This is a genomic window from Nonomuraea zeae, from assembly GCF_005889725.1.
In the GTDB taxonomy this organism is placed as follows: domain Bacteria; phylum Actinomycetota; class Actinomycetes; order Streptosporangiales; family Streptosporangiaceae; genus Nonomuraea; species Nonomuraea zeae.
Map to the genome: position 1 here is coordinate 34,272 of NZ_VCKX01000060.1, position 15,635 is coordinate 49,906.

Annotated in this window: 13 protein-coding genes; 5 read left to right on the forward strand and 8 right to left on the reverse strand. The window is 72.9% G+C overall.

Annotated features, from left to right (window positions below; translation table 11 throughout):
* The first annotated feature begins 11 nt into the window (after window positions 1-11).
* A complete protein-coding gene (locus ETD85_RS20725; protein WP_206058423.1) occupies window positions 12-1,661 on the forward strand; it encodes an arylsulfatase in 1,650 nt (549 codons plus the stop codon).
* An 18-nt stretch (window positions 1,662-1,679) separates the two neighbouring features.
* On the opposite strand, the gene ETD85_RS20730 is transcribed toward ETD85_RS20725, so the two are convergent.
* The gene (locus ETD85_RS20730; RefSeq protein WP_206058424.1) at window positions 1,680-2,282 is read right to left on the reverse strand and encodes a TetR/AcrR family transcriptional regulator; all 603 of its coding nucleotides are present in this window, start codon (window positions 2,280-2,282) and stop codon (window positions 1,680-1,682) included.
* Window positions 2,283-2,370: 88 nt separating this feature from the next.
* On the opposite strand from ETD85_RS20730, the gene ETD85_RS20735 reads away from it, so the two are divergent.
* Both ETD85_RS20735 and ETD85_RS20740 read left to right on the forward strand, forming a co-directional pair.
* The gene (locus ETD85_RS20735; protein ID WP_138691401.1) at window positions 2,371-3,309 is read left to right on the forward strand and encodes an oxidoreductase; all 939 of its coding nucleotides are present in this window, start codon (window positions 2,371-2,373) and stop codon (window positions 3,307-3,309) included.
* Window positions 3,310-3,436: 127 nt separating this feature from the next.
* On the forward strand, window positions 3,437-3,955 hold the full coding sequence (locus ETD85_RS20740) for a peptidoglycan recognition protein family protein (protein WP_138691402.1): 519 nt from the start codon (window positions 3,437-3,439) through the stop codon (window positions 3,953-3,955).
* Between the two features lie 7 nt (window positions 3,956-3,962).
* Here ETD85_RS20740 and ETD85_RS20745 read toward each other — a convergent pair whose 3' ends face one another.
* From ETD85_RS20745 to ETD85_RS20770, 7 genes are all read right to left on the reverse strand, one after another.
* Window positions 3,963-4,499, reverse strand: a complete 537-nt coding sequence (locus ETD85_RS20745) for an NUDIX hydrolase family protein (protein WP_138691403.1) — start codon at window positions 4,497-4,499, stop codon at window positions 3,963-3,965.
* 73 nt (window positions 4,500-4,572) lie between these two features.
* A complete protein-coding gene (locus ETD85_RS63205) occupies window positions 4,573-4,716 on the reverse strand; it encodes a hypothetical protein (protein WP_170246771.1) in 144 nt (47 codons plus the stop codon).
* Complete coding sequence (gene nrfD, locus ETD85_RS20750; RefSeq protein WP_138691404.1) at window positions 4,713-5,714, reverse strand: NrfD/PsrC family molybdoenzyme membrane anchor subunit; 1,002 nt, start codon at window positions 5,712-5,714, stop codon at window positions 4,713-4,715. The genes ETD85_RS63205 and nrfD overlap by 4 nt, the downstream gene beginning before the upstream one ends.
* Entirely contained in the window at window positions 5,711-6,529 is an 819-nt protein-coding gene (locus ETD85_RS20755) for a 4Fe-4S dicluster domain-containing protein (RefSeq protein ID WP_138691405.1), read from the reverse strand. The genes nrfD and ETD85_RS20755 overlap by 4 nt, the downstream gene beginning before the upstream one ends.
* A 3-nt stretch (window positions 6,530-6,532) precedes the next feature.
* The gene (fdh, locus tag ETD85_RS20760) at window positions 6,533-9,751 is read right to left on the reverse strand and encodes a formate dehydrogenase (RefSeq protein WP_138691406.1); all 3,219 of its coding nucleotides are present in this window, start codon (window positions 9,749-9,751) and stop codon (window positions 6,533-6,535) included.
* Between the two features lie 81 nt (window positions 9,752-9,832).
* The gene (locus ETD85_RS20765) at window positions 9,833-11,245 is read right to left on the reverse strand and encodes a rhamnulokinase (protein WP_138691407.1); all 1,413 of its coding nucleotides are present in this window, start codon (window positions 11,243-11,245) and stop codon (window positions 9,833-9,835) included.
* Window positions 11,242-12,243 (reverse strand): LacI family DNA-binding transcriptional regulator, encoded by a 1,002-nt coding sequence (locus tag ETD85_RS20770; RefSeq protein WP_138691408.1) that lies wholly within the window; start codon window positions 12,241-12,243, stop codon window positions 11,242-11,244. The genes ETD85_RS20765 and ETD85_RS20770 overlap by 4 nt, the downstream gene beginning before the upstream one ends.
* A 138-nt stretch (window positions 12,244-12,381) precedes the next feature.
* Between ETD85_RS20770 and ETD85_RS20775 the strand changes: the two genes are divergently transcribed.
* Window positions 12,382-13,443 carry a Gfo/Idh/MocA family protein gene (locus ETD85_RS20775; RefSeq protein ID WP_138691409.1) on the forward strand — a complete coding sequence of 354 codons (1,062 nt, stop codon included), beginning with the start codon at window positions 12,382-12,384 and terminating at the stop codon, window positions 13,441-13,443.
* A gap of 197 nt (window positions 13,444-13,640) precedes the next feature.
* The gene (locus ETD85_RS20780; protein WP_206058425.1) at window positions 13,641-15,569 is read left to right on the forward strand and encodes a beta-galactosidase; all 1,929 of its coding nucleotides are present in this window, start codon (window positions 13,641-13,643) and stop codon (window positions 15,567-15,569) included.
* Window positions 15,570-15,635 lie beyond the last annotated feature (66 nt).

Consider the following 15,635-nt stretch of genomic DNA (forward strand, 5'->3'; position numbering starts at 1 on the left):
TGTTGCCCTTCGTGATCAACGCGCCTTCGCGCCGCGCCTTCTTCGCCGGAACCCTCGCCGGAACCTTCGCCGGCGTCACGCTGCCCGCCGCGGCCGACGCTGCCGACGCCTTCGGGGCCGCCGCCGCGCTGCCCGCGCGGCCCAACTTCGTCGTCATCCTGGCCGACGACCTCGGCTGGGGTGAGATCGGCAGCCAGGGCCAGCGCCTGATCAGCACGCCGAACCTGGATCGGCTGGCGGCCGAGGGCGTCCGGTTCGAGACCGCGTACTCGGGGGCGCCGCTCTGCGCGCCGTCCCGCTGCGCGCTGCTCACCGGGCTGCACGCGGGGCACGGCACCGTACGCGAGAACCCCGAGGGCGGGCCGCAGCGCTCGCTCACCGGGGCCGACCTCACCTTCGCCGAGCTGCTGCAGCTGTCCGGCTACCGGACGGCCTGCATCGGCAAGTGGGGGTTCGGCCCCGAGCTGCCCGGCCAGGACTCCCACCCGAACCTGCGCGGCTTCGACGAGTTCTTCGGCTACATCGGCCACGTCCACGCCCATCAGTACTTTCCCAAGTATCTGTGGCACAACGGGGCCAAGCTCCGCCTCGACGGCAAGTCGTACGCGCCGCACCTGTTCCGCGAGCGGGCGGTCGAGTTCATCCGGCAGGACGGCGACGACCCCTTCCTGCTCTACTACGCCACCAACCTGCCCCATTCGCCGAGCGTGATCGCCGGCGACGCCGGCCGGTACGAGAGCCGGCCCTGGAGCGGCCCGAACCGCCGCCACGCCGCGCAGGTGGCCCGGCTGGACAACGACGTCGCCGCGCTCGTCAGGGCGTTACGCGACGCGGGCGTGGCCGAGCGCACGCTGGTGCTGTTCACCAGCGACAACGGGCCGCACAGCGAGAAGGGCGTGACGCCCGAGCTGTTCGACTCCAACGGGCCCTTCCGCGGCGACAAGCGCGACGTGTACGAGGGCGGCATCCGGGTGCCGCTGATCGCCTGGTCGCCCGGACTGCGCGCCCGGGTGGTCAAGCAGCCGGTCGCGTCGTGGGACGTGCTGCCGACGCTGGCCGACCTGGCCGGGGTGCCGGTGCCCGCGCAGCTCGACGGCCACTCCTTCCGCGGCCTGCTCACCGGCGCGGGCGCGCGCAAGCACGACCACCTGGTGTGGAACCGGCCGCGCAAGGCCCAGGCCATCCGCCGCGGCCGGTGGAAGGCGGTCAGGTTCGCCCCGCACATCTCCGGCGCGGGGCCCGAGGGGCGCGTCGAGCTGTACGACCTGGCCGCCGACCCGGGGGAGCGCCGCGACCTCGCCGCCGCCCGGCCGGAGCTGGCCGAGGAGCTGCTGGAGCGGCTCGACCGGTCGATCGGCGAGGATCCGCGGGTGCCGTACGGGCTGAGGTCGGAGATCGCGGACGGCCAGGTCGTGGTGACCCTGCACAACGGGTCGTCGGTGCCGTGGCGCTCGGTCCGGCTCGGCCTGGACGGCCCGCGCGAGCTGCGCTCGCACCCGGTGGAGCGGGTGGACCCCGGGACGGCGATCGCGGTCGGCTTCCCCCTGGCCGCCGCGGGCCGCGGCCGGATCACCGCCAGGGCCGAGTTCGACGCGGACGGCCGGTCGCACGTCTTCCGCCGCCGCCACCACGACACCACCGGCGACGCCCCCGCGCGCTGACGCACCCGCTCCGGGCGGTCAGCGGCCGGCGGGCAGGAGCGCGCCGGCGCGGGCGGCGGCCAGCGTGACCCGGACGGCCTGGTCGGCGGTGTCCTCGTCCACCGGCTCGCCCGTCAGCAGCAGCCGGAAGTAGATCGGCGAGATCATCGTCTTGAGCAGCTCGGCCGGGTCGGTGCCCGCGGGCAGCTCCCCCCGCCCGATCGCCCGGGTCACCACCGGCTCGGCCCGCCGGAAGCGCTCCTCGAACACCAGCCGCCGGGCCGCCGCGACCTCCGGCAGGTGGGCGGCTCCCGTGAACATCGCCGCCAGCACCGCCGCCTGCCCCGTGGGGCTCGCGTGGGAGGCCACCAGCGCCCGCGCGAGCGCCCGCAGGTCGCCCTCGACCGTGCCGGTGTCGGGGATCGGGATGTCGGCCGCGATGTGCTCGGCCAGTGCGTCCACCAGCAGCGCCGCGAGATCCTTCCAGCGCCGGTAGACGGTCGTCTTGTGCACCCCCGCGCGCTGGGCCACGCTCTCCACGCTCAGCGCCGCGTACCCCTTCTCCACCAGCTCGGCGAGCAGGGCGGCATGGACCGCGGCCCGCACCTTCGCGCCGCGTCCGACCGGCTGAGCACGATCCATTGCAACTCCAAGTTGCGTTACGAGAGGCAGAATGACACGATCACCCTATCGCAACTTAAAGTTGCGATAGCCCTCGAAGGAGATCAGCATGCCCGGAGCCTGGAGTCTCGACGACATCCCCGACCAGTCCGGCCGCGTGGCCGTCGTGACCGGCGCCAACAGCGGCATCGGCTACGTCACCGCCCGCGAGCTGGCCCGCCGCGGCGCACACGTCGTGCTGGCCTGCCGCAGCCCCGCCCGCGGCCGGGCAGCGCTCGACCGGCTGCGCGCCGAGACGCCCGGCGCGCGGGCCGAGCTGGCCACGGTGGACCTCGCCAGCTTGGCGTCCATCGCGAAGTTCGCCGCCGGGCTCCCGCATCCCCGCATCGACCTGCTGGTCAACAACGCGGGGGTGGCGATGGTGCCGTTCGCCAGGACCGCCGACGGGTTCGAGTCGCAGTTCGGGATCAACCATCTGGGCACGTACGCGCTCACCGGGCTGCTCCTGCCCCGCCTGCTGGCCGCGCCCGAGCCGCGCGTGGTCACCGTCAGCAGCGAGGGCCACCGCTACGTCCGTTTCCGGCTCGCCGCCCTGACCGCCGGACGCTACTACGCGCCCTTCGCCTACCTGCGCAGCAAGCGGGCCAACCTGTACTTCGCCGTCGAGCTGCACCGCCGCGCCGCCGCCGCGGGCCTGCCGCTGCGCAGCCTCGCCGTCGCACCCGGCCTGACCCGCACGAACGTGCTCACCGGCGGCGCCAACGCCGGGCGTGGCCGGCTCTACCGTGCGGTGCTGCCGCTACTGGTCCGCGCCCTGTTCCGGCCCACCCCGGAGGGCTCCAAGACCTCCCTGTACGCCGCCACGCTCCCCGGCCTGCCCGGCGGCGGCTACGTCGCGCCCGGCGGATTCCTGGAGCTGCGCGGCGAGCCCGCCGTCAGGAACGGGCACCCCGCCCTCCGCGACGCCGGCACCGCCCGCCGGTTGTGGGAGCTCTCGGAAGACCTCACCGGCGTCCGCTACGACCTGTCCGCGCCCCGCGCCGGATGAACCGGCAGGTCACATGGCATGGAACCGTCACCAGGACGGCACCCCACCCTAGTAACAAAGAGTGATGACATGACTACCCAATGTTGACATTCTGGAGGTGAGAGCATTCCGTCCACGAGGGGAACACATGAATCTGATCACTCGTCCCGAATGGCACGCGAAGAAGCCGAGCGCCCGCTACACGCGGCTGTCGTCCACCCGAGGCGTCAAGATCCACTACACCGGCGGCAAGGTCCCCGCGGACCTGGCGGACGCCGGCAACCATGACCGCTGCATCGACCTGGTCAGGGACATCCAGCGCATGCACATGTCGGGCGGGCGCGGCGAGACCTACATCGACCTGGGCTACAACATGGTCTGCTGCCCGCACCGGCAGACGTTCGTGGGCCGCGGCCCGCACGCCCTCCCGGCGGCCAACGGCGCCGGGCTCAACTCCGACCACTACGCCATCCTCGCCCTCATCGGCAGCTCCGGATTCACCGAGCCCAACGAGGACCTGCTCAACGCCCTGGTCGACGCGATCGAATACCTGCGCGAGCACGGCGACGCCGGGCGCGAGGTGAAGGGCCACCGCGATGGCTACGACACCTCGTGCCCGGGAGATCCGCTCTATCGCTGGGTGCGCAAAGGCGCCGAGCGCCCCTGACGCGCGCTTACGGGAGGCGGCCGACGTAGGCGAGCGCCTGCTTCAGCAGCACTCCCTGCCCGCCCGTCATCTCCTGCTGCACCATCGGGGAGGCCGCCTCCTCCGGGGTGAACCACACCAGGTCGAGGGCGTCCTGCCGGGGCCGGCAGTCGCCCGCGACGGGCACGACGTAGGCCAGGGAGACGGCGTGCTGGCGCGGGTCGTGATACGCGGTGACGCCGGGCGTGGGGAAATACTCGGCGACGGTGAACGGCTGCGGGGAGACGGGGATGTTGGGCAGCGCCACCGGACCGAGATCCTTCTCCAGATGGCGCAGGAGCGCGTCGCGGACCCGCTCGTGGTGCAGCACCCGTCCCGACACCAGCGCCCGGCTGACCGTCCCGTCCGATGCGATGCGCAGCAGCGTGCCGACGCGGGTGACCACGCCGGTCTCGTCAACCCGTACCGGAACGGCGTCGACATACAGGATCGGCAGCCGGCCGCGCACCGATTCGAGTTCTTCGGGTGCGAGCCAGCCGGGCGCGGTTTCGGTCTTTTCGGTCATCTGCTGATCGTACGTCCCTGTCTGATCCCCGGATGTGACGCCCCACCGAAGATCTCCCCGGCGGGCGCCCGCCTCATGCGGACACCCTCCTTCGCCTGCCCCGGCTCTCACTGACCGGGGCAGGGGCGGGGAAGGTCCGGCCGGCCAGCCACGAGGTGGTGCAGATGACGAGCACGATGCCCATGAACGGCAGATATTCGATGACTTTTCGTTTCATGTGAGTTCACGCTCAGCTTTCGTCTGGGCCAGCCGCCTGCGTTGCGGCTGGACGGTGTACTTCGGATCACGGGCCGACTCCATCCCGGCCCGGAAGATCCCGAACCGGGTGCACGCCGACCCGGCGAGCAGCGCCGCCCCGGCCGCCATGGCCGCGACCCTGCTGCGGCGGCCGAGTGTGATCCCGGCCAGCGCGCCCGCCAGCGACAGCGCCTCTCCCGCGCGCAGCAGCCGGCTCCGCTTCAACGGCTCGGCCACCACGCCGAGCCGCCGCTCCATCCGCGTGGCGGCGGCGCACTCGACGACCGCGCCCAACAGTGCCGCCCGGCGGGCCGGGCCCGCCTCCGACAGCGGCGCGGCCAGCATGCCCAGCCCGCCGGCCGCCGCCGTGGCCGAGCCCGCGAACAGGAACGGCATCTCGCGAAACCCGTCGTGCCAGGTGGGGACGGCGGTGTCGCAGATCAGGGCGGCGGTGTAGGTGGCGACCGCGGGCCCGGCCAGCCCGGCCCCGACGGCCGCGGCCCGGCCCAGCGCCGGGAAGCGCCCGGTCAGGTCGGCGGCCGCCGCGCACCCGGCCTGCGGGGCGTAGAGGCTGAGGATCCAGGTGCCGACGCTCATGGGCGAGGTCACCTTGAACACCCGCAGCATGTTGACGAAGCGCTCCGGCCGCCCCAGATCGTGGATCAGCGCGTAGAACGACCCGCCGAGCGCGCCCACGGCCGCGACCTTGCTCACCCTGGCCAGCCGGTGCCGGCCGGTGAGCTCGGCGGCGGCGGCCAGCGTCGAGGACGCCCCCGCCAGCCCGCCGAGGAACAGGTAACCGGCGATGTCGGGCTCCTGCCAGGTCGGCTCGTGCAGCACCGGCCGCCCGTAGTAGGAGTCGAAGCCGGCCTCGGGCATCATCAGCCGCTCGCGCCTGCGGCCCGCGGAGCCGGGCGTGGCCTCCCGCTCGGTCCGCAGGCCGGGCGTGCTGTCCAGGCGGACGTCGGTCTGGCTCATGAGCGTCTCCTCCAGGCCGCCGCCGCGACGCCCGCGATGAGGGCGAGGGCGGCGACCCCGGCGTGCCGCCACATCGACGGCAGGTCTCTGGTGGTCACCACGGGATCCGGCGGCAGGCCGTACACCTCGGGCTCGTCGAGCAGCAGGAAGAACGCCCCCGTGCCGCCCACGCCGTCGCCGGTGTCGTGGCCGTACAGGCGGGCGGAGGCGACGCCCGCCTCGCGCACCTGCTCCAGGCGGCGCGTGGCGCGCTCGCGCAGCTCCTCCAGGTTCCCGAACTGGATGGAGTCGGTCGGGCAGGTCTTGGCGCACGCGGGCTCCTCGCCCGCGCCCAGCCGGTCGTAGCACATCGTGCACTTGGCCGCCGTGCCGCTGCTCTCGCGCTTGCCGATCACCCCGAACGGGCAGGCGGGCACGCAGTAGCCGCAGCCGTTGCAGATGTCCTCCTGCACCACGACGGTGCCGAACTCGGTGCGGAACAGCGACCCTGTCGGGCACACGTCCAGGCAGGCGGCGTGCGTGCAGTGCTTGCACACGTCGGAGGCCATCAGCCAGCGGAAGTCGATGCCGCCCACCCCCGGCTCCTGGTGGCCGAGCGGGCGCCGCTGCTCGATGAAGGCCACGTGCCGCCAGGTGTCCGCGCTCAGCCCGCCGGTGTTGTCGTAGGACATGCCGGTGAAGGTCAGGCCGTCCTCGGGGACGGCGTTCCACTCCTTGCAGGCCACCTCGCACGCCTTGCACCCGATGCAGATGCTGGTGTCGGTGAAGAAGCCCACGCGCCCGTCGCCGAGCTTCTCGTCCAGGTCGAAAGCCATCGATCAGACCTCCGTCCCGGTGCCGCCGCCGACGCCGGCCCGCTCCTGGTACGCCCTGACCAGCTCGGGCAGCGCGGGCCCCCGCGGTCGCCGCCCCGGCCTGATGTCCGCCGACAGGGCCTTGACCTCCTGGATGTGGGAGTTGGGGTCGAGCGCGATCGCCGACAGCTCGTTGGCCGCGTCGCCCCTGGCCAGGCCGTTGGGCCCGAAGTGGAAGGGCAGCCCGATCTGGTGCACGACCTGCCCGTCGAGGTGCAGCGGCACGATCCTGTCGGTGACCAGCACCCTGGCCTCGATGGCGTTGCGCGCGGTGATGACGGTCGCCCAGTCGCCGTGCACGAGCCCGCGCTCGGCGGCCAGCTCGGGCGAGACCTCGCAGAACATCTCCGGCTGCAGCTCGGCCAGGTACGGCTGGTGCCGGCTCATCCCGCCCGCGGTGAAGTGCTCGGTCAGCCGGTAGGTCGTGACCACGTACGGGTAGACGGACGCGCCCGGCTCGTTCCCGCTCGGGTGGTAGCGGTTGTCCGCGCGCGGGTAGAGCTTGCGGGCCGGGTTGCGCTGGTGCCCGTACAACGGGTTGGCGACCGGCGAGTCCTGTGGCTCGTAGTGCACGGGCAGCGGCCCGTCCACCACCCCGGTGGGCGCGAACAGCCAGCCCTTCCCGTCGCCCTGCATGATGAACGGGTCGATCCCGGACAGGGCCGCCACGCCCTGCGCGTCCGGGTCCGGCCGGTAGCCGGGGCTCTTGTCCACCTCGAAGTCGGGCACGTCGTAGCCGGTCCACCGGCCCGCGTCCGCGTCCCACCAGACCAGCTTCTTGCGCTCGCTCCACGGGCTGCCGTCCGGCCTGGCCGAGGCCCGGTTGTAGAGCACCCGCCGGTTGGCCGGCCAGGCCCACGCCCATTCGGCGGCGACCCAGTCCTGCTCGGCGGCCGGTTTGCGGCGCGCGGCCTGGTTGACGCCGTCGGCGTACACGCCGCAGTAGATCCAGCAGCCGCAGGCGGTGGAGCCGTCGGCCCTGAGCTCCGCGTAGCCGCTCAGCGGCCGGCCCGCGGCGTCCGAGCCGTTGATCTCGGCGAGCACGGCCTGCGCGTCGGGCTCGGCCGTGCCGCCCGTCACGGGGTAGTCCCAGGTCAGGTCGAGCAGCGGCGCGTCCATCGGGTCCGTGGAGCCGGCCAGCTTCTCCTTGATGATCCGGCCCAGGTGGTACATGAACCACAGGTCGCTGCGGGCGTCGCCGGCCGGCTCGACGGCCTGGTGGTGCCACTGGAGCCAGCGGTTGGTGTTGGTGAAGCTGCCGTTCTTCTCGGTGTGGGTGGCCGCGGGGAAGAAGAACACCTCCGTGCCGATCTCGGCGGTCTTCAGCTCGCCGCTCTCGATCTCCGGGCCGTCCTGCCACCAGGTGGCGCTCTCGATCAGGTTGAGGTCGCGCACCACCAGCCAGTCGAGCTTCGCCATGCCGAGGCGCTGCATCCTGGCGTTGGCCGAGCCGACCGCGGGGTTCTCGCCCATCAGCAGGTAGCCCTTGCAGGTGCCGTCGAGCTGCGCCAGCACGGTGTCGTACGTGCTGTGCGAGCCCGTCAGCCTGGGCAGGTAGTCGAAGTGGAAGTCGTTGTCCGGCTGCGCGGCCTCCCCCCACCACGCCTTGAGCAGGCTCACCAGGTAGGCGGGCATGTTCGCCCAGAAGCCCTTGGTCGGCGCGTCGGCGTGCAGGAAGTCGCGCATCCTCTCGTGCTCGTGCGCGTGCGGCATCGGGATGTAGCCGGGCAGCAGGTTGAACAGCGTCGGGATGTCGCTGGAGCCCTGGATGCCGGCGTGCCCGCGCAGCGCCTGGATGCCGCCGCCCGGCCGGCCCATGTTGCCCAGCAGCAGCTGCAGGATGCTCGCCGCCCGGATGAACTGCGCGCCGTCACTGTGCTGCGTCCAGCCCACCGCGTACACGAACTCGGCGGTCCTGTCGGGACCCGAGTTCTCCGTCAGATGCCGGCACACCTGCGCGAACAGCGCCCGCGGCACCCCGCACACCCGCTCGACCATCTCCGGCGTGTAGCGGGCGAAGTGGCGGCGCAGCACCTGCATGACGCAGCGCGGATGCCGCAGCGTCTCGTCCCGGCGCGCGGTGCCGTCCAGCGGCAGGCCGGTGGCGCCGGAGACCTCGCCGCGGCCGGGCGGGTGCTCGTGGCCGTAGTCCTCGTCGCGGGCGCCCGAGGCGGGGGCGATCCTGGTCCCCTCGTACTGCCAGGAGTCGTCGGAGTAGACGTGCCGCTCGGCGTCGAAGCCGGAGAACACGCCGTCCAGGTCCTCGGCGTCGCGGTAGTCCTCGCTCAGGATGGCGGCCGCGTTGGTGTAGTCGACCACGTACTCGTGGAAGTACAGGTCGTTCTCCAGCACGTGGTTGATGATCGCGCCGAGGAAGGCCACGTCGGAGCCCGCGCGGATGGGCACGTGCAGGTCGGCCAGCGCGCTGGTGCGGGTGAACCGCGGGTCGATGTGGATGATCACAGCGCCGCGCGCCTTGGCCTCCATCACCCACTGGAAGCCCACCGGGTGCGCCTCGGCGAAGTTCGAGCCCTGGATGACCACGCAGTCGGAGTGCTGCAGGTCCTGAAGGAACGTGGTCGCGCCGCCCCTGCCGAACGAGGTGCCGAGCCCCACCACGGTCGAGCTGTGGCACACCCGGGCCTGGTTCTCGATCTGGACCACGCCGAGCGCCGTCAGCAGCTTCTTGATGAGGTAGTTCTCCTCGTTGTCCAGCGTGGCGCCGCCCAGGCTGGCCAGGCCCATGGTCCGCGCGGTGCGCCTGCCGTCGTGCTCCCACTCCCAGGTCGCGCGCCTGGTGGCGATGATCCGGTCGGCCACCATGTCCATGGCGGTGTCCAGGTCGATCTCCTGCCAGTCCGCCGCGCCCGGCGGGCGGTAGAGCGTCTTGTACCGGCGGCCCGGACCTGTGGTGAGCTGGAGGGTGGCCGAGCCCTTCGGGCACAGCCGCCCCCTGCTGACGGGGGAGTCGGGGTCGCCCTCGACCTGGACGACCTTCTCGTCGCGGACGTACACGTTCTGGGCGCAGCCCACCGCGCAGTACGGGCACACCGACTTGACGACACGGTCGGCGTCGGAGGTACGGGCGCGCAGCGCCGCGGTTCTGGCGGACTTCACCGCCTGCCCCCGCCCCAGACGGTCCTTGCCGGTCAGCTGCCGCAGCAGCGGCCACGCGAAATCCATGAAGCCCCCCGATGCCCCCGGACCGATCCTGCCCTGGTCAGAGCGGGCGAAAACCGGAAGGAGCAGGTCAGAGGGCGGGTTTCAGGAGATCCGCGCGGCGGCCTCGGCCCACGCGCGGGCGTCGCCCGACGGCTCGTAGCGGCGCAGCGGCTGGGACGCGGCGACCAGCGAGCGCATCTCCGCCAGATCGGCGACCAGCCCCGCCGCGCGCGCCTGCACCAGCACGTTGCCGAACGTGGTCGCCTCCGCCGGGCCCGCCACCACCGGCAGCCCGCAGGCGTCCGCGGTGAGCCGGCACAGCAGCTCGTTGCGCGACCCGCCGCCCACCAGATGGACGACCTCGACCTCGCGCCCCGACAGCTCCATGGCCTGCCGCACCGCCAGCCGGTGCCCGAGCGCCAGGCTCTCCAGCACGCATCGCACGAAGGCCGCGGGCGTGGCCGGCGGCTTCTGCCCGGTGCGCACGCACTCGGCGGCGATCCTGGCCGGCATGTCGCCCGGCGGCAGGAAGGCGGGCTCGTCCGGGTTCACCACGGCGGCGAAGGCCGGCTCGCCGGCCGCGGCGGCCAGCAGCTCGCCCAGGTCGGAGCCGGGCCACGCGCGCAGGCACTCCTGCAGCAGCCACAGGCCCATGACGTTGCGCAGGTAGCGGACGGTGCCGTCGATGCCCGCCTCGTTGGTGAAGTTCGCCGCCCGGCTCTCCGGCGTGAGCACCGGCTCGGGCAGCTCCACCCCGGCCAGCGACCAGGTGCCGCAGGAGATGTAGGCGAAGGCGGGCCCGTCGGCGGGCACCGCGGCCACGGCCGAGGCGGTGTCGTGCGAGGCCACCGTCATGACGGGCGCCGACCAGCCGATCTCCGCGGCCACGTCGCTCCGCAGGCCGCCGACCGCCTCGCCGGGCGGGCGCAGCGGCGGGAAGAGCCCGGCCGGCAGGCCGAGCCGCTCGATCAGGGGCGACGCCCACGACCTCGTGCGTACGTCGAGCAGGCCCGTCGTCGAGGCGTTGGTCACCTCCGCGCCGATCTCGCCGGTCAGCCAGTAGCCGATCAGGTCGGGGATCAGCAGCATCGTCGCGGCCCCGTCGAGCCGGTCGGCCAGCAGCTGGTAGACCGTGTTGAACGGCAGCACCTGCAGCCCGGACGTCTCGTACAGCGCGGCGGCGCCGGCCGACTCGGCCACCCGCTCGGCCACGCCGCGCGTGCGGTCGTCGCGGTAGTGCACCGGGTTGCCCAGCAGCGCGCCCGACTCGTCCAGCAGCCCGTAGTCGACCGCCCACGAGTCCACGCCGATGGAGGAGACGGGCCCCGCGGCGCGCAGGCCGGTCAGGATCTCGCGGTAGAGGCCCAGGATGTCCCAGTGGAGGCGGCCCGCGACGCGTACCGGGCCGTTGGGGAAGCGGTGGGCCTCGGTGAGCCGCAGCCCGTCGGAGAGGTCGGCCAGCATCACCCGGCCGCTGGACGCGCCCAGGTCGACGGCGGCGAAACGGCTGCTCATTGGGTGGACTCCCTGGCCACTAGCTCCGGCTGGAACATGATGTGCTGATGCGCGTGCGTCTCGGGGTTGTCGCACTCGTCGAGCAGCAGCTCGGTGGCGATGCGGCCGAGCTGGTAGGTCGGCTGGCGCATGGAGCTGAGCGACACGGTCGAGGCGGCGGCGAAGTCGATGTCGTCGTAGCCCATGAGCGCCACGTCCTCCGGCACCCGTACCCCCGACCGCAGCAGCGCGCGCAGCACGCCGAGCGCGAGCAGGTCGTTGGCGCAGAATACGGCCTCCGGCAGGCCGTGGGCGATCAGGTCGGCGGCCGCCTTCTCGCCCCCGCGGGCGGTCATCGTGGCCGCCTCCGCGACGTGCAGGTCACCGGGGTCGAGCCCGGCCGAGCGCATCGCGGCCTTGGCCCCCTCGCGGCGCTCCGAGCACTGCCTGATCGACAGCGGGCCCGTGACGTAGGCGACGCTGCGCGCGCCTCTGGCCAGCAGGTGCGCCACGGCGGCCCGGCCGCCCGCGACGTCGTCCACGGCGACCGCGCACTGGTCGGGCCGGTGCGCGGGATGGTCGACGAGCACCACGCTGATGTCGCGGTCGCGCAGCCGCTCCAGCCGGCTCGGGTCCTCCCCTGACGGGGTGATCAGCACGCCGCGCACCCGGTGCTCGGCCAGCACCCGCAGGTTGCGCTCCTCCTTGTCCAGCGAGCCGGCCGAGTTGCCCAGGATGACCGCGTAGCCCAGCTCGCTGGCCACGTCCTCGACCCCGGCCGCGACCTCCGTGAAGAAGGGGTTGCCGATGTCGATCACGCTCAGGCCGATCGTCCTGCTGTGCCCGGCGCGCAGCGTCGAGGCGGAGCCGTGGCGGACGAACCCCAGCTCGTTGATGGCCGCCTCCACGCGCTCCCGTGTGGAGGGGGCGACTTTGCCGGGCCGGTTCAGTACGTTGGAGACCGTGCCTGGGGAGACGCCTGCGTGGGCGGCGACGTCCTTGATGCTGACCATGGCCATGGGGCTCAATTAAAACGTACTAACCCACGGTGCGCCAGTCGCGGCACCGGTGGGGATGCGGATCCGCGTTGACAGGACTCGATGGAGGACCCTAACGTCGCGCGCCGGAAGTAAAACGTTCTATTAGGGAGCGCGCTCGTGATCCGGGCTGCCATCGTAGGCGCCGGCGCCATCGCCGCGCACAGTCACGTGCCCGCCGTCAGGGCCCACCGCGACCGGGTGGAGCTCGTCGCCGTGGCGGACGTGGACGAAGCCAGGGCGACGTCGTTCGCCGCCGAGCACGGGGTGCGCTCGGCGTACCCGGACCTGGGGGACCTGCTCGCCGCCGAGCGGCCCGACCTGGTCATGGTGTGCACGCCGCCGCATCTGCACGTCGAGCAGGTGATCGCGGCGCTGGGCGCCGGGGCGTGGGTGTGGTGCGAGAAGCCCGCCACGCTGTCGCTGGCCGAGTACGACCGGATCGAGGCGGCCGAGGGGCGCGGCGGGCCCTACATGACGGTGGTCTACCAGCAGCGCTTCGGCTCCGGCGCCGAGCACCTGCGCGAGCTGGGCGGCGCGCTCGGCCGGCCGCTGGTGGCGCTCTGCCAGACGACCTGGCATCGCGGCGACGACTACTACGCCGTCCCCTACCGCGGCAAATGGGCCACCGAGGGCGGCGGCACCACCGTGCTGCACGGCGTGCACCAGATGGACCTCATGCTCTCGGTGTTCGGCGACTGGGCCGAGATCCGCGCCATGGCCGGCACGCTGGAGCGGCCGATCGAGACCGAGGACGTCTCCATGGCCATGGTCAGGTTCGCCAACGGCGCGATGGCCTCCGTGGTGACCAGCGTGCTCTCGCCGCGCCAGGAGAGCTACCTGCGCTTCGACTTCGCCGAGGCCACGGTCGAACTGCGCCACCTGTACGGCTACCGCAACGCCGACTGGAGCTCCACCTCGCCGCTGTGGAACCCGCCGCGCGACGTCCCCAGCAGCCACGACACCCAGCTCGGCCTGCTGCTCGACGCCTACGAGCGCGGCGCGCGCCCGCCCGCGAGCGGGGCGGACGGCCGGCGGGCGATGGAGTTCGTCACCGGCCTGTACGCCTCGGCCTTCACCGGCCGTCCGGTACGCCGGGAGGAGATCACCCCGGACAGCCCGTTCTACCACCGGCTCGACGGAGGCATTGAAACGTTCTTCGGCGGCACCGCCACTTCCTGACGCGCGGCGCGCTCCGGTCACCGGGGCCGCCCTGCGAACCTCCCGGGGCGGCGGCGATTTCGGCCCGGCTGACCAGGGCGGGCCTCCGCACCGGGAGGGCCCGGGACTTGTGCGGCCCGGTAAGGGAACGTTTTAATCCCCGGTAAAGCTGGCGTACCAAGCTGTGAGCGCTAACAGATATTCGAAAGGCAGGCTTCATGCCGGATGTCATCGCCTACGGCGGGGACTGGAATCCCGAGCAGTGGCCCGAGGAGACGTGGGAGCAGGACGTCGCGCTGATGCGCGAGGCCGGCGTCAACAGGGTCAGCGTCGGCATCTTCTCCTGGTCGCTGCTGGAGCCGGTGGAGGGCGTGTTCGACTTCGACTGGTTCGACCGCGTGATGGACCTGCTGGCCGCGAACGGGATCGGCGCCAACCTGGCCACGCCGACGGCCTCCCCGCCGCCCTGGTTCGGCGAGGCCTACCCCGAGGCGCTGCCGGTCGACGCCGACGGGCGTCGGCTGTACCACGGCAGCAGGCAGGGCTTCTGCCCCAGCTCGCCGATCTACCGCGAGAAGGCGCTGCGTATCGCCGAGCAGGTGGCCACCCGCTACCGGGACCACCCGGCGCTGGTCATGTGGCACGTGCACAACGAGTACGGCTGCCACAACGCCCGCTGCTACTGCGACACCTCGGCGGCGGCCTTCCGCGCCTGGCTGCGCACGCACCACTCCTCGCTCGACGCGCTCAACGAGGCGTGGGGCACCGCGTTCTGGTCCCAGCGCTACAGCGACTGGTCGCAGATCCTGCCGCCGCGCGCCACCCCCAGCTTCACCAACCCGGGCCAGCAGCTCGACTTCCGCAGGTTCAGCTCCGACGCGCTAGTTGAGCTCTACATCGCCGAACGCGACCTGCTCAAGCGGCTCGCCCCCGGCGTGCCCGCCACCACCAACCTCATGGCGGGCGCGCACTGGGACATGGACTGCTGGGCCTTCGCCGCCGAGCTGGACGTGGTCTCCACCGACCACTACCTGATCGGCGCCCGCCCCGAGCCGCACATCGACCTGGCCTTCGCCGCCGACTACGCGCGCTCGCTGAACGGCGGCCGCCCCTGGCTGCTGATGGAGCACTCGACCAGCGCCGTCAACTGGCAGCCGCGCAACCTCGCCAAGACCCCCGGCGAGCTGCGCCGCAACGCGCTGACCCACCTGGCCAGGGGAGCGGACGGCATCATGTTCTTCCAGTGGCGGGCCTCGCGGGCCGGGGCCGAGAAGTGGCACTCGGCGATGCTGCCGCACGCGGGCACCGGCACCAAGATCTGGCGCGAGGTGCGCGCGCTCGGCGCGGAGCTGGGCGAGCTCGGGCACGTGGCGGGCAGCACGGTCACCGCCGACGTCGCGATCCTGATCGACCACGCCAGCGTGTGGGCCCAGGACCACCCCGCCCAGCCGGTCGCCGGCCTGGACCCGGTGGAGGAGGCCAAGCGATGGCACGCCGCGCTCTGGCGGGCCGGCGTCACCAGCGACCTCGCGCACCCCGAGGGCGACCTGACCGGCTACCGCCTGGTCCTGGTGCCCGCGCTCTACCTGGTGAGCGACTCGGGGGCGGCCAACCTGGCCGACTTCGTCCGCCGGGGCGGGGTCGCGCTGGTGGGGCCGTACAGCGGGATCGTGGACGAGCACGACCGGGTGCGCCTGGGCGGCTACCCCGGCGCGTGGCGCGACCTGCTCGGGGTGAGCGTCGAGGAGTTCTTCCCGCTGGAGCGGCCCATCCGGCTCAGCTCCGGCGCGACGGGGAGCGTCTGGAGCGAGGTGGCGCACGTCGCGGGGGCGAAGGTCCTGGACGCGTACGCCACTGGCGAGCCCGCCTGGACCCGCAACGAATGGGGCGAGGGGGCCGCGCACTATCTCACCACCCGGTTCGACGACGAGTCCTTCGCCGAGGTCGTCGCCACGGTCTGCGCCGAGGCGGGCGTCGAGCCGGCCGCCGAGGCAGGGCCGGGCGTGGAGGTGGTACGGCGCTCGCACCCGGGCGGCCGCTCCTACCTGTTCGCGATCAACCACACGGAGGAGGACGCCGTGGTGAAGACGCCCGCCGGTGAGGCGGTCACCGTCCGGGCCGGCGACGCCCGCGTCATCCCCGTCTGACCGCACGGCCGGTCCGACCTGCCCGACCTGCCCGACCTGCCCGACCCGCCTGACCCGCCCGACCTC

What these genes read in the sequence shown, in the direction of transcription:
- ETD85_RS63205 (WP_170246771.1), bottom strand. Translation starts at nt 4,716, where the DNA reads ATGAAACGAAAAGTCATCGAATATCTGCCGTTCATGGGCATCGTGCTC.
- ETD85_RS20730 (WP_206058424.1), bottom strand. Translation starts at nt 2,282, where the DNA reads ATGGATCGTGCTCAGCCGGTCGGACGCGGCGCGAAGGTGCGGGCCGCG.
- ETD85_RS20765 (WP_138691407.1), bottom strand. Translation starts at nt 11,245, where the DNA reads ATGAGCAGCCGTTTCGCCGCCGTCGACCTGGGCGCGTCCAGCGGCCGG.
- ETD85_RS20745 (WP_138691403.1), bottom strand. Translation starts at nt 4,499, where the DNA reads ATGACCGAAAAGACCGAAACCGCGCCCGGCTGGCTCGCACCCGAAGAA.
- ETD85_RS20780 (WP_206058425.1), top strand. Translation starts at nt 13,641, where the DNA reads ATGCCGGATGTCATCGCCTACGGCGGGGACTGGAATCCCGAGCAGTGG.
- ETD85_RS20740 (WP_138691402.1), top strand. Translation starts at nt 3,437, where the DNA reads ATGAATCTGATCACTCGTCCCGAATGGCACGCGAAGAAGCCGAGCGCC.
- fdh (WP_138691406.1), bottom strand. Translation starts at nt 9,751, where the DNA reads ATGGATTTCGCGTGGCCGCTGCTGCGGCAGCTGACCGGCAAGGACCGT.
- ETD85_RS20770 (WP_138691408.1), bottom strand. Translation starts at nt 12,243, where the DNA reads ATGGCCATGGTCAGCATCAAGGACGTCGCCGCCCACGCAGGCGTCTCC.
- ETD85_RS20735 (WP_138691401.1), top strand. Translation starts at nt 2,371, where the DNA reads ATGCCCGGAGCCTGGAGTCTCGACGACATCCCCGACCAGTCCGGCCGC.
- nrfD (WP_138691404.1), bottom strand. Translation starts at nt 5,714, where the DNA reads ATGAGCCAGACCGACGTCCGCCTGGACAGCACGCCCGGCCTGCGGACC.
- ETD85_RS20755 (WP_138691405.1), bottom strand. Translation starts at nt 6,529, where the DNA reads ATGGCTTTCGACCTGGACGAGAAGCTCGGCGACGGGCGCGTGGGCTTC.